The 12,490-nt window shown below is 61.2% G+C and carries 10 protein-coding genes; 5 read left to right on the forward strand and 5 right to left on the reverse strand.

All coding sequences use genetic code 11. The features are described 5' to 3' along the window. Positions 1 to 886: 886 nt before the first annotated feature. From fdhE to fdnG, 4 genes are read right to left on the reverse strand one after another with little or no spacing between them, the layout of a single operon-like run. The gene (fdhE, locus tag V8J63_RS17885; RefSeq protein ID WP_336464435.1) at positions 887 to 1,813 is read right to left on the reverse strand and encodes a formate dehydrogenase accessory protein FdhE; all 927 of its coding nucleotides are present in this window, start codon (positions 1,811 to 1,813) and stop codon (positions 887 to 889) included. A 3-nt stretch (positions 1,814 to 1,816) separates the two neighbouring features. After that, complete coding sequence (locus tag V8J63_RS17890) at positions 1,817 to 2,482, reverse strand: formate dehydrogenase subunit gamma (RefSeq protein WP_125926631.1); 666 nt, start codon at positions 2,480 to 2,482, stop codon at positions 1,817 to 1,819. Further along, entirely contained in the window at positions 2,479 to 3,414 is a 936-nt protein-coding gene (gene fdxH, locus V8J63_RS17895; protein WP_125926630.1) for a formate dehydrogenase subunit beta, read from the reverse strand. Before fdxH ends, V8J63_RS17890 begins: the two co-directional genes overlap by 4 nt. Then, a complete protein-coding gene (gene fdnG, locus V8J63_RS17900; protein WP_153188858.1) occupies positions 3,415 to 6,480 on the reverse strand; it encodes a formate dehydrogenase-N subunit alpha in 3,066 nt (1,021 codons plus the stop codon). A gap of 360 nt (positions 6,481 to 6,840) precedes the next feature. Between fdnG and V8J63_RS17905 the strand changes: the two genes are divergently transcribed. The 5 genes from V8J63_RS17905 to V8J63_RS17925 all read left to right on the forward strand — a co-directional run bounded on the left by V8J63_RS17905 (position 6,841) and on the right by V8J63_RS17925 (position 11,645). Beyond that, the gene (locus tag V8J63_RS17905) at positions 6,841 to 7,995 is read left to right on the forward strand and encodes a MalY/PatB family protein (RefSeq protein ID WP_130887954.1); all 1,155 of its coding nucleotides are present in this window, start codon (positions 6,841 to 6,843) and stop codon (positions 7,993 to 7,995) included. 229 nt (positions 7,996 to 8,224) lie between these two features. Next, positions 8,225 to 9,082: a glucose 1-dehydrogenase gene (locus V8J63_RS17910; RefSeq protein WP_016774822.1), complete on the forward strand. Its 858-nt coding sequence runs from the start codon at positions 8,225 to 8,227 to the stop codon at positions 9,080 to 9,082. Between the two features lie 87 nt (positions 9,083 to 9,169). Next, a complete protein-coding gene (locus V8J63_RS17915; protein WP_016774823.1) occupies positions 9,170 to 9,781 on the forward strand; it encodes a Yip1 family protein in 612 nt (203 codons plus the stop codon). 42 nt (positions 9,782 to 9,823) lie between these two features. Continuing rightward, on the forward strand, positions 9,824 to 11,167 hold the full coding sequence (locus tag V8J63_RS17920; RefSeq protein ID WP_336464436.1) for a cation:proton antiporter: 1,344 nt from the start codon (positions 9,824 to 9,826) through the stop codon (positions 11,165 to 11,167). A gap of 184 nt (positions 11,168 to 11,351) precedes the next feature. After that, the gene (locus V8J63_RS17925; protein WP_016774825.1) at positions 11,352 to 11,645 is read left to right on the forward strand and encodes a hypothetical protein; all 294 of its coding nucleotides are present in this window, start codon (positions 11,352 to 11,354) and stop codon (positions 11,643 to 11,645) included. Between the two features lie 250 nt (positions 11,646 to 11,895). On the opposite strand, the gene V8J63_RS17930 is transcribed toward V8J63_RS17925, so the two are convergent. After that, positions 11,896 to 12,429: a hypothetical protein gene (locus tag V8J63_RS17930; RefSeq protein ID WP_016774826.1), complete on the reverse strand. Its 534-nt coding sequence runs from the start codon at positions 12,427 to 12,429 to the stop codon at positions 11,896 to 11,898. Positions 12,430 to 12,490: the final 61 nt, after the last annotated feature.

The raw sequence follows: 12,490 nt of genomic DNA on the forward strand, positions 1-12,490 counted from the left end.
GATTCGGGGTGGAATGAACATTGTTGGTCACCACAAAAAACCTGTGGGAGCGAGCCTGCTCGCGAATGCGGTGTGTCAGTCAATGTGGAGGTGGCTGACCTGACGCCTTCGCGAGCAAGCTCGCTCCCACAGAGAAATCCGGGGCTGACCGGGCTTTGTGATTCGGCACACAAATCTGTGGCTGGCTTGCCAGCGATTGCGGTGGGTCAGTCAAAGAAGGCGGTGAATGTGCCGACCGAATCGCTGGCAAGCCAGCTCCCACAGTGATTCGGGGTGGAATGAACATTGTTGGTCACCACAAAACCTGTGGGAGCGAGCTTGCTCGCGAATGCGGTGTTTCAGTCAATGTGGAGGTGGCTGACCTGACGCCTTCGCGAGCAGGCTCGCTCCCACAGAGAAATCCGGGGCTGACCGGGCTTTGTGATTCGGCCCACAAATCTGTGCGAGCTGGCAAGCCAGCTCCCACAGGGATTCGGGGTGGAATGAACATTGTTGGTCACCACAAAAAACCTGTGGGAGCGAGCCTGCTCGCGAATGCGGTGTGTCAGTCAATGTGGAGGTGGCTGACCTGACGCCTTCGCGAGCAGGCTCGCTCCCACAGAGAAATCCGGGGCTGACCGGGCTTTGTGATTCGGCCCACAAATCTGTGCGAGCTGGCAAGCCAGCTCCCACAGGGATTCGGGGCGGAATGAACATTGTTGGTCACCACAAAAACCTGTGGGAGCGAGCCTGCTCGCGAATGCGGTGTGTCAGTTAGTGTGGTTGTCGCTGACCAGACGCCTTCGCGAGCAGGCTCGCTCCCACAGGGAAATCCGTGGCTGACCGGGCTTTGTGATTCGGCACATAGACCTGTGGGAGCACACCCCCTCTCACAATTTTGCTCTGTTCAATCGTCTCCCGGCGCCAGCAGCAGATTGGGCGCCAGACGCTGATAGCCGTCCTGGGCCAGGCGCATGTCCAGCAGCAAACTGCCGAGATCCGCCGACAACGCTTCGGCTTCGGGGTCGTTCTCCAGGTAGAGCAATTTCAGGTAGCTGTTGCAGCTCGGACAGACTTCGGCGCGCAGCGGTGCCTGCTCGGCGCTGTGGCGGTCGTCTTCCTGGCTCAGATATTCAAGGCCCTTGCTCTGCTCGCAATACACGCACTTGACCCGCACCACGTGCCATTCGCAGGCACACAGCGAACACACCAGATAACGCAAACCGTTGTGCTTGCCGCGATGGCGAATGACCCCGGCCATGGCCGGTGAACCACAGGCCGGGCATTGGCTGAGGCTGTCACCGGGTTTGAGTTGCAGCTGCGGCACGCTCAGCAGCCAGTGGCTCCAGGCGGTTTGCAGCGCCGCGCCGAGAAACGGCACCAGCGCCGCTGGGACTAGCGAGTATTGCCCACTGACCAGCGCCACCGCCCACGCGCGCAACTGGCCGGGACCTGCGGCGCGCAGAGTATCCAGCGCGTCGATCACCGCTGGCTGATCCGCTGGCGCATAGCGCTGCAGCAAAGCATCCAGCCACGGCTGCCAGGCATCCTCGCGCACCAAGGTGTCTGCGGCGAACGGCGGCAGACCGTGCTGCTGACAGGCTTCGAAACGCTGCGCATCAAACGGCGCGGTGAGCGGCGGATCGTCGAAGACCTGCTGCTGCGCCCGGCACAATCCGGCCATCAGCCGCAGATAATCCGCCAACCCATTGCCCTCGGCCAGACGCTCAAGGCGCTCAGCACGCAGGGCAAACAGGTTACGTGGTGGCAGGTACAGAAACGGCGGCGAACTGGCCGCCGCCTCGATTTCCCCGGGTTCAAGAATGCTTGGCAAAAGTCAGCCCTTTTTCGTCAGCGGTCGCTCGGGCAGGTCCCGAGGCTGTTCGTCGCGGGTCACCTCGCGGTACCACAGTTCATGGTGTTTCTTCGCCCACGGCCGGCTGACCCAGCCATGCAGCATGGCGTCGACCGAACCCTTGATCCACAAACCGGCGTAGATGTGCACGATGATGCTCAGCACCAGCACGAACCCGGCCAGCGCATGCAACAGCATGGCCCAGCGGATCACGCTGATGCCGAAATACGCGCTGAACCACGCGCGCCAGATCACCAGCCCGGTGAACAGCAACGCGAGCATGCACAGCAGTAAAGTCCAGAACAGCAATTTCTGCCCGGCGTTGTATTTACCCACCGGCGGCACGCTTTCTTCGTCGTTGACCATCACCCGGTTGATCCGCCGCAGCCACTGGCGGTCATTGGCGATAAAGAAATTGGTGCGCCAGAAGCTGAACACCAGGCCGAGGAACAGCACGAACATGGCGATGCCCATGTACGGGTGCAGGATCCGCGTCCAGGTGCCGCCGCCGAACAGGTTACTCAGCCAGAACAGCGACGGATGAAACAACGCCAGCCCGGACAACCCGGCCATGAAAAACAGGATCGCCACCAGCCAGTGATTGGTGCGCTGGTTGGCGCTGTAACGCAGGATCGTCTTGTTGCTCATGGCCGCTCCTCCCCGCGTGGATCGAAGGTGTGCACCGCCGGGTCGACCACGTGCACCGAGGTATCGGGTGGCGCCGGATGCTCATCCTCCTCGACACGATTCGGGCCGATGCGCACGTAGTGGAAGAACCCGGCCAGCACCGCCGCGCCCATCGCCAGCAGGCCGAGGGGTTTGCTGATGCCTTTCCACAAACCCACCAGCGGACTGATCGCCGGATGGTCCGGCAAACCGGCGTAGATTTTCGGCGTGTCGGCGTGGTGCAGCACGTACATCACGTGGGTGCCACCAACGCCTGCCGGGTCGTACAAACCAGCGTTTTCAAAGCCACGGCTTTTCAGGTCGACGATGCGTTCGGCGGCGTGTTCTTGCATGTCTTCCTTGGTGCCGAAGACGATCGCGCCGGTCGGGCAGGTTTTCACGCAGGCCGGCTCCAGCCCTACCGCAACCCGATCGGAACACAGCGTGCATTTGTAGGCCTTGTGATCCTTCTGCGAAATGCGCGGGATGTTGAACGGGCAACCGGTGATGCAATAGCCACAACCGATGCAGTGGTCCTGATCGAAATCGACGATGCCGTTGGCGTGCTGAATGATCGCTCCGGGGCTCGGGCACGCGGCCAGACAACCGGGTTCGGCGCAGTGCATGCAGCCGTCCTTGCGGATCAGCCATTCGAGGTTGCCGGCGTCGGTTTCGTGCTCAGTGAAGCGCATCAGCGTCCACGAATCCGCCGTCAGATCCTGCGGATTGTCGTAGGTGCCGTGGTTGTGGCCGACCTCGTCGCGCAGCTCGTTCCATTCCGAGCAGGCGACCTGGCAGGCCTTGCAGCCGATGCATTTGGTCGTGTCGATCAGCTTGGCAACGCCCTGCTGGGTCCTCACTGACGGCGGCACGGTGGTGGTGGCCGAGCGGGCAATGATGTCTTGGCTGGCCATTTACAGTTTCTCCACGTTGACCAGGAATGACTTGGATTCCGGGGTCTGAGTGTTGCCATCGCCGAGGAACGGCACCAGGGTGTTGGTCAGGTAACCGTGACGCGTCAGGCCGGTGAAACCCCAGTGCAGCGGGATGCCGATCTGATGCACGACCTGGCCGTTGACCTGCAGCGGCCGGATCCTTTTCGTCACCACCGCCACCGCCTCGATAAACCCGCGCTTGCAGCTGACGCGCACACGATCACCGGCAGCAATGCCCTTCTCGTTCGCCAGCACCTCGCCGATTTCGACGAATTGCTCGGGCTGAGCGATCGCGTTCAACTTGCAGTGCTTGCTCCAGAAGTGGAAATGCTCGGTGAGCCGGTAACTGGTGCCGGCGTAGGGGAAGTCCTTGGCCTCGCCGAGGGTTTCCCAGACCGAATCAAAGATCCGCGCCGCCGGGTTGCTGGTGGCCTTCTTGTTCTGCGGGTGCAGCGGGTTGATGCCGATCGGCGTTTCGAACGGCTCGTAGTGCTCAGGGAATGGCCCTTCGTTCATCTTGTCGACGGCGAAGAACCGCGCGACGCCCTCGGGGTTCATGATGAACGGATTCATCCCGGCTTCCGGCGGCACATCGGCCTTGTAATCCGGCACGTCGGTGCCGGTCCAGGCCTTGCCGTTCCACCACACCAGCCGCTTTTTCGGATCCCACGGTTTGCCCGCCGGGTCCGCCGAAGCACGGTTGTAGAGGATTCGCCGATTCGCCGGCCAGGCCCACGCCCAGCCTTGATGCTGGTGCATGCCAAATGGGTCGGCGTTATCGCGCCGCGCCATCTGATTGCCGGCCTCGGTCCAGCTGCCGGCGAAAATCCAGCAACCGGACGCGGTGCTGCCGTCATCCTTGAGCAAACCGAAGCCGGCCAGTTGCGTACCGGCCTTGACCGTGACGCCGCCGGCATCGGTGAAATCGCTGACGGCGGTGCCGTTGATCTCCCGCGCCAGTTCTTCCGGCGAAGGCTCGTCGGGGATCTTGTACGGCCACGACAGTTTCAGCAGCGGATCAGGAAACTTGCCGCCTTCGGTCTGATAACGCTGGCGCAGGCGCAGGAACAGTTCGCTCATGATGCGAACGTCGGTCTGCGCTTCGCCGGGGCCGTCGGCGCCCTTCCAGTGCCATTGCAGCCAGCGGCTGCTGTTGACCAGCGAGCCGTCCTCTTCGGCAAAACAGGTGGTCGGCAGGCGAATGACTTCGGTCTGGATTTCAGCGGTTTTCACGTCGTTGTACGGCCCGACGTTCTGCCAGAACTCCGAGGTTTCCGTGGCGAGCGGGTCCATCACCACCAGCCACTTGAGCTTGGCCAACGCGCCCATCACGCGGTTCTTGTCCGGCAACGCGGCGATCGGATTAAAGCCCTGACAGAAGTAGCCGTTGACCTTGCCCTGGCTCATCAGGTCGAACATTTTCAGCACGTCGTAATTAGGGATGTCGAGCTTCGGCAAATGGTCGAACAGCCAGTTGTTCTCGGCGGTGGCGTTGGCGCCGTACCAGGATTTCATCAGGCTGACGTGGAATTTGCTGTAGTTCTGCCAGTACGACAGCTGCCCCGGTCTGAGCGGAACCTGCGTGCGTTTGAAGATGAACTGGCCATAGTCCTGCTCGCTGTCGCTGGGCAGCGTGAGGTAGCCGGGCAAGGCGTTGGACAGCAGGCCGAGGTCGGTCAGGCCCTGAATGTTCGAGTGTCCGCGCAGCGCATTGACGCCACCGCCGGGCATGCCAACGTTGCCCAACAGCAGTTGCACCATCGCCGCGCTGCGGATGATCTGCGCGCCGATCGAGTGCTGCGTCCAGCCGAGGGCATAGAGAATCGTCATGGTCTTGCCCGGTGTCGAGCAGGTGGCGATCTCTTCCCAGATTTTCTGCATGGCGTCGACGGGCATGCCGCAAATCTGGCTGGCCAGGTCGATGTTGTAGCGGCTGTAATGCTGCTTCATCAGTTGATAAACGCAGCGCGGGTCTTGCAGGGTCGGGTCGACGCGGACGAAACCATCCTCGGCGAATTCGTAACCCCAGCCGGACTTATCGGTGTAGCTGCGTTTTTCCGCGTCATAGCCGCTGAACAGGCCGTCTTCGAAGCCATAACCGGCTTTGACGATGAACGACACGTCGGTGTAATTGCGCACGTACTCGTGCTGGATCTTGTCCTCGGTCAGCAGGTAATTGATCAACCCGCCCATGAAGGCGATGTCGGTGCCGGTGCGGATCGGCGCGTAATAGTCGGCCACCGAAGCGGTCCGGGTAAAACGCGGATCGACCACGATCAGCCGCGCGGCGTTATGCGCCTTGGCCTCGGTCACCCATTTGAAGCCGCACGGATGCGCTTCTGCTGCGTTGCCACCCATTACCAGGATCAGATTCGCGTTGGCGATATCGGTCCAGGTGTTGGTCATGGCACCACGGCCGTACGTCGGGGCAAGACTTGCCACCGTCGGGCCGTGTCAGACACGCGCCTGGTTATCGAACCCCAGCAGACCGAGGCTGCGAATCACCTTCTGGGTGATGTAGCCGGCTTCGTTGGATGCCGCCGACGCCGCGAGGAATCCGGTGGTCAGCCAGCGATTCACCGTTTGCCCGTTGGCATTTTTCTCGATGAAGTTGGCGTCGCGGTCGGCCTTCATCAGGTCGGCGATGCGATCGAGGGCTTCGTCCCAGCCGATGCGCGTCCATTCATTGCTGCCGGGCTTGCGCACCTGCGGGTACTGCAAGCGGCCGGGGCTGTGAATGAAGTCGAGCAGGCCCGCGCCTTTCGGGCACAGCGTGCCGCGATTGACCGGGTGGTCGGCGTCGCCTTCGATGTGAATGATGTTTTGCGCCACGTTCTTGCCGGCATCGCCCTGGCTGTACATGATCAAACCGCAACCGACCGAGCAATACGGGCAGGTGTTGCGGGTTTCACGGGTGTGGGCGAGCTTGAAGTGACGCACCTGCTCGGCGAAGGCCGCCGTCGGGGCCATGCCCAACGCGCCCAGGCTTGAGCCTGCAAGGCCGATACCGGCGACCTTGAAGAACTGACGACGGCTGAGATCCATCGTGCACTCCTGATCAGGTGGAACCCGGTACTTGCGCCGGGCTTTATCTGGACAATCACGGTTGCGACGCCTTGGCGCCGACTTTTTCACTGTAGACAAAGACCTTGCCGATTGTGTGAAAACCGACCGTCGGGTGTTTCATCTGCAATCTCGAGGTATTGATCGTTCCCACGCTCTGCGTGGGAATGCCTCAAGGGACGCTCCGCGTTCCACTGGGACGCAGAGCGTCCCGGGCTGCATTCCCACGCGGAGCGTGGGAACGATCAGTCAGATCGCTATTGCGAGCAGGCTCACTCCTACAGGGAACGAGTTGCGCATAGAATGTCCGGCAGAACCAACTCCGCCTTGACGAGACCGCGCATGACTTTCGATTTTGATCAGCTGTTCGACCGCCACCACACTGGCAGCACCAAGTGGAGCCGTTACCCGGCCGATGTGTTGCCGATGTGGGTCGCTGACATGGATTTTGCCGCGCCGCCGGTCATCGTCGAAGCCCTGCAACAGCGCCTGCTGCACCCGCTGCTCGGTTACAGCGTGGCCCAGGACAACCTGCGTGAAGCCATCGTCGCCGACCTGTGGAACAAGTATTCATGGCAGGTCAAACCGCAGGAGCTGATCTTCCTGCCGGGCGTGGAATCCGGCTTCAACATGGCGCTGAAGGCTTTGGTCCAGGCGCAGCAGAATGTCGTCGTGCAAGTGCCGAACTACCCGCCACTGCGTCATGCGCCGGGGCATTGGGGCCTGAACAAGGTCGAGCTGGAATTCAACGCCCAGGCCGATGGCACCTACGCCACTCCATTGGACGCACTGCGCGAGTCGCTGAAAGGCGGCGGCGCCCTGCTGTTGAGCAACCCGCACAACCCGCTCGGCAAGGTCTTCGACCGCGAAGAGTTGCAGGCAGTCGCGGACATCTGCGCAGCGCAGGACGCGTGGATCATCTCCGACGAGATTCACGCCGAACTGTGCTTCGACGGCCGCGTGCACATTCCCACCGCATCGCTGAGCCCCGAGATTTCCAAACGCACGATCACCCTGATGTCGGCGAGCAAGGCCTACAACATCGCCGGCCTCAAGACCTCGTTCATGATCATCCAGGACGCCGCCCTGCGTGAGCGCGTCAACCACGCTCGCTGCGGCATGGTCGACAGCGTCAACCCGCTGGGCATGGAAGCCACCCGCGTCGCCTACAGCGAAGCCGCGCCGTGGCTCGCCGAACTGAAAACCTACCTGCAGGCCAACCGCGACTGGCTGGTAGGCGCGGTGCGCACGCGCCTGCCGGGCGTTACCATCAATGTGCCGCAGGGCACGTATCTGGCGTGGCTCGATTGCACCGCGCTGGACCTGCCGGATCCGCAACGATTCTTCCTCGAACAGGGCAAGGTCGGCCTGAGTGCCGGACTGGATTTTGGTGACCGGCATCAGCAGTTTGTGCGTTTGAACTTCGGCTGCCCGAGGGCGTTGCTGGAAGAAGGGGTTGCGCGGATGGAGCGGGCTTTGGCTAACCGCAATCTCTGATCCTGCCCCGAGATTCCCCTGTGTAAGTGATCCTTTGTGGGAGCGAGCCTGCTCGCGAAAGCGCAGTGTCAGTCGACATATTTATCGTCTGACAGACCGCTTTCGCGAGCAGGCTCGCTCCCACATTGGTTTTGCATAGCCAACTAAATCCAACGCAAATCCGATCGAACTCAAGGCAAAGCCACCGGGTCAACCCGGAACACTGGCCTTGAAATCAGGAGACCCTGCGATGACTGACTATCCAAAACCACCCTTCCCGAAACAAGCCCAACCGGTGCCCGGCTCGCAACGCAAGATGGAGCCGTATCCAGACTGCGGCGAGCAAAGTTACGTCGGTTCCGGCCGTCTGGCCGGCAAGATTGCGCTGATCACCGGCGCTGACAGCGGCATCGGTCGCGCAGTGGCGATTGCCTTCGCCCGTGAAGGCGCCGATGTCGCCGTGGCTTACCTGAATGAACACGAAGACGCCAAGGAAACAGCACGCTGGGTCGAGCAAGCCGGGCGTCAGTGCATCCTGCTGCCGGGCGATATCGCCGAGAAAGCGCAGTGCCAAGCGCTGGTCGACAAGACCGTCGAGCGCTTTGGCCGCATCGACATTCTGGTCAACAATGCCGCGTTCCAGATGACGCACGAAAACTTTGAAGAAATCCCCGATGACGAATGGGTGATGACCTTCGACGTTAACATCACCGCCATGTTCAGGATCTGCCAGGCGGCGATCAAACACATGCGCCCCGGTTCGTCGATCATCAACACCAGCTCGGTCAACTCGGATATGCCCAAGCCGACCCTGCTGGCCTACGCCACCACCAAAGGCGCAATCGCCAACTTCACCGGTGGCCTGGCGCAGATGCTCGGGCCGAAGGAAATTCGCGTCAACAGCGTCGCACCTGGCCCGATCTGGACGCCGCTGATCGTCTCGACCATGCCCGATGAAGAAGTGCAGAACTTTGGCGGCAGCACCCCGCTCGGCCGTCCCGGCCAACCGGTGGAAGTCGCGCCGATTTACGTGCTGCTGGCCTCCGACGAAGCCAGCTATATCACCGGCCAGCGCTACGGCGTGACCGGCGGCAAACCGATGCTGTAACCGTGCAGCAGAAAAACTGAACCCGAGCGGCATGGCATCTCTCCATACCTGTAAGCGCCTAAGGGCCAACAGGAACAGGAGGTTGTCATGTCCGCCCCCCTCGTCAGACTCTTCACCCAACCCAACTTCGCCTGGACCGATATCCGCCGCGAAGAGGAAACCCATCCCCGCCACTATCTCGCGCATCTGCTGCTGCTCGCGCTGATTCCGGCCGTATGCCTGTTCATCGGCACCACCCAGGTCGGCTGGAGCCTAGCCGTGGGTGAAAACGTGCGATTGAGCACGGCCAGCGCCCTGCAACTGAGCGTGTTGCTGTACGTGACGATCGTCGCGGGTGTGGCGATTATCGGCGGGTTTATCAGATGGATGTCGCGATCATTCGATGCGCGGCCGACGCTCAATCAATGCATCGGTTTTGCCGCCTACACGGTGACGCCGTTTTTCCTCGCCGGGATTGCCGGGCTGTACCCGAGCCGCTGGCTGGCGATTCTGGTGCTCGGCGCCGCGTCGATCTATTCGACGTTTCTGCTGTTCGTCGGCTTGCCGACCTTCATGCATGAGCGCAAGGAGCAAGGCCTGCTGTATTCGGCGTGCGTGTGGGGCGTCGGCCTGCTGGTGCTGGTGACCATGCTGGTGTCGATGATCCTGCTGTGGTTCAACGTGCTCATCCCCGAGTACCTGCGCACGACCGTGAGCTGAGCCGGTGCGCCTGTCCTTGGAAATTCGCTGCTGTGAGCGGTCATGAGTTTCGGCGTATGGGTCGCGGTGCTCGGCGCCGTGCTGCTGACGCTGGCCCTGACGTCGTCATGGTTGCGCTGGATGCCGGTCACCACCTCGGCGGTGTGTCTGCTGCTGGGCATCGCCATCGGCCCCAGCGGCCTCGACCTGCTGCAATTGCCGCTGGAAGAATCGTCGTTGTGGATGGAGCATCTGACGGAAGTCGCGGTGCTGTTTTCCTTGTTCGTCTGCGGTTTGAAATTGCGCCTGCCGCTGGGCAACAAGACCTGGCGCATCGCTTTTGGTCTGGCCGGGCCGGTGATGATTCTGACGATTATCGGCGTGTGTCTGCTGTTGCACTGGGGCCTGCAATTGCCGTGGGGGCCTTCCCTGCTGATCGGCGCGATTCTGGCGCCGACCGACCCGGTGCTCGCCGCGCTGGTGCAGGTCAATGATGCGCAGGACATCGACAGCGTGCGTTTCGGCCTCTCCGGTGAAGCCGGGCTCAATGATGGCGTGGCTTTCCCCTTCGTATTCCTCGGCTTACTGCTGTTGCACACCGACGGCAGTTTCAGCGACTTGCAACAGTGGTTCTTAAACGATTTGCTCTGGGCAGTGCCGGCAGGTCTGTTAATCGGTTACGGCATGGGTCGCGGCATCGGCCGGATCGCCCTATTGCTGCGCATTCACAACGAGGACAGCACCCTCGGCCCCAACGATTACCTGACACTCGCGCTGATCGCGCTGTCCTACGTGGTCGCCGACGCCATTGGCGGCTACGGCTTTCTTGCGGTCTTCGCTGCTGGCCTGGGCCTGCGTCAGGAGGAAGTCAAATCTACGGGCATCACCCAGGCACCTGCCGAGCATCTGGTGCAGCCGGTGGTCGGTCATCAGAACGTCGAACCGCAGAACGCCGTGCATGGCGATACCGAGCAACTGGAAGACAGCCAGGTTGCAGCGGGGATCATGATGGGCGACATGCTGGCGTTCGGCAGTCTGGTCGAACGGGCAATGGAAGTATTTCTGGTAACCCTGCTTGGTGTTGTGCTGATTGCCCACTGGGACTGGCGGGCCTTGTGGATCGGCGCGGTGCTGTTCTGCCTGATTCGTCCGCTGAGCGTGGCGCTGATGCCGTGGGGCAACCTGCTCAGCGGGCCGCAGCGTTTGTTGATCGGATGGTTTGGCATTCGCGGCATCGGCAGCCTGTTCTATCTGTTCTTCGCCCTGAACCACGGTCTGGATTCCGACGTGGCCAAGGTCTGTACCGACATCACTTTGTCGGTGGTGGCCCTGAGCATTCTGCTGCATGGCGTCAGCACACAACCGATGCTGGCGCGCTATGAAAGCCTGAAGCAACGAAAAAGCTGATTCGTTGACCGCTGCGCTTGGCTGGAAATCATCGAAGATTTTTCTGCAAAAAAATGGATCGCCGGGCGCGACCCAAGGGTCACAACTTTAACCGCGCCAATCATCCAGCGCGGCCCGGCAGGTTCGGTTCCCCTGCGGTGAACAGCCTATTAAACGGAACCCCGACACAAACAAGGTCACGGTCATGAACGAATGCTCGACTCCTGCGCAAATCAAGGCTTGCAGAGCACTGGCTCTGGAACGCAATCGTCAACTGTTCGAAGAAGCCCACGAACTGAACCGAGCGGCCAACGCGCTGCTGGAACAGACGCCGACCGACTTCGAACGCTTTGAGCAATACCGGGCACTGCGCAAGAAAGCCGATGCGAAATTTGAAGATGCGATTGATCATCTGTGTGTGCTGAATGAGGATTTTCCGCCGATTCCGGCGGCGGTGCAGAATGCTGTAACTGCGCGGCGTGAGCTGGAAACTGCGTAATAAAAGTCAAAAGCCCCTCACCCTAGCCCTCTCCCGGAGGGAGAGGGGACTGACCGAGGTGTTCTCACGTGCTACACCGACCTGGCATACCGCGCCGAATGTAGATTTTGAAAAGCATGAAGATCGGCTCCCTTTCCCCCTCGCCCCCTTGGGGGCGGTCCGACGTTTCGGGAGGGCTGGGGTGAGGGGGTAAGATCTCACAGACACCACAAAATCCAGCGCCTGTCCCCTGCCCCCTGACCAATCCACCTCAAGGATTGGTCACCTGAATAAACACCGCATACACCCCCAACATCACCCAGAACGTGGCAAAAATCCAAGGCGTGCGCACCGAGAACAGCAGCGACTTGCGATAGCCCTTGTGGCTGGATTCCATCTCACTGAACAGTGGTGATTCGTCATACGCCGCGCCCATCACCGGCTCGCTGTGCAGTAACTGGCTCTGTTTGAAGTGCCAGTGATCGATGATGTCGTAAGCAGCGCGAATCCCCGGCCAGGCATTCAGTGAGCTGAGCACCCCGAGCAGCGCGAGAAACGGCGGCACGACGAGGGTGAACATCTTGCCCCACTCCGGATTGAGGTTGGCCATGCACGAGGCGAAAGCGATCACCAGGAACGACTGCGCCGCGAGGTAGGCGTCGGTGCGGTTGGCGAGGATGCTGGTTTCGTATTGGATTTCCCGGCGATAGAAATCCAGCCGCTCCTTGGGTGAGCCAAACATCTTGGCGTCGTGTTCGGCCAAGGCTTCTTCAACAGCGCTTGGCTGGGTCAATATGCGAGACAAGAGACGTGCCCTCCAAAAGTGAACAAGACTTTTGGAAAGGTACGCGTCAGCACTAGTTCAG

It is taken from the genome of Pseudomonas sp. CCNWLW23, assembly GCF_037095675.1.
Lineage (GTDB): Bacteria > Pseudomonadota > Gammaproteobacteria > Pseudomonadales > Pseudomonadaceae > Aquipseudomonas > Aquipseudomonas atacamensis.

Coding starts and splice junctions, on each gene's coding strand:
- V8J63_RS17890 (WP_125926631.1), bottom strand. CDS start 2,482: ATGAGCAACAAGACGATCCTGCGTTACAGCGCCAACCAGCGCACCAAT.
- fdxH (WP_125926630.1), bottom strand. CDS start 3,414: ATGGCCAGCCAAGACATCATTGCCCGCTCGGCCACCACCACCGTGCCG.
- V8J63_RS17905 (WP_130887954.1), top strand. CDS start 6,841: ATGACTTTCGATTTTGATCAGCTGTTCGACCGCCACCACACTGGCAGC.
- V8J63_RS17910 (WP_016774822.1), top strand. CDS start 8,225: ATGACTGACTATCCAAAACCACCCTTCCCGAAACAAGCCCAACCGGTG.
- V8J63_RS17915 (WP_016774823.1), top strand. CDS start 9,170: ATGTCCGCCCCCCTCGTCAGACTCTTCACCCAACCCAACTTCGCCTGG.
- V8J63_RS17920 (WP_336464436.1), top strand. CDS start 9,824: ATGAGTTTCGGCGTATGGGTCGCGGTGCTCGGCGCCGTGCTGCTGACG.
- V8J63_RS17925 (WP_016774825.1), top strand. CDS start 11,352: ATGAACGAATGCTCGACTCCTGCGCAAATCAAGGCTTGCAGAGCACTG.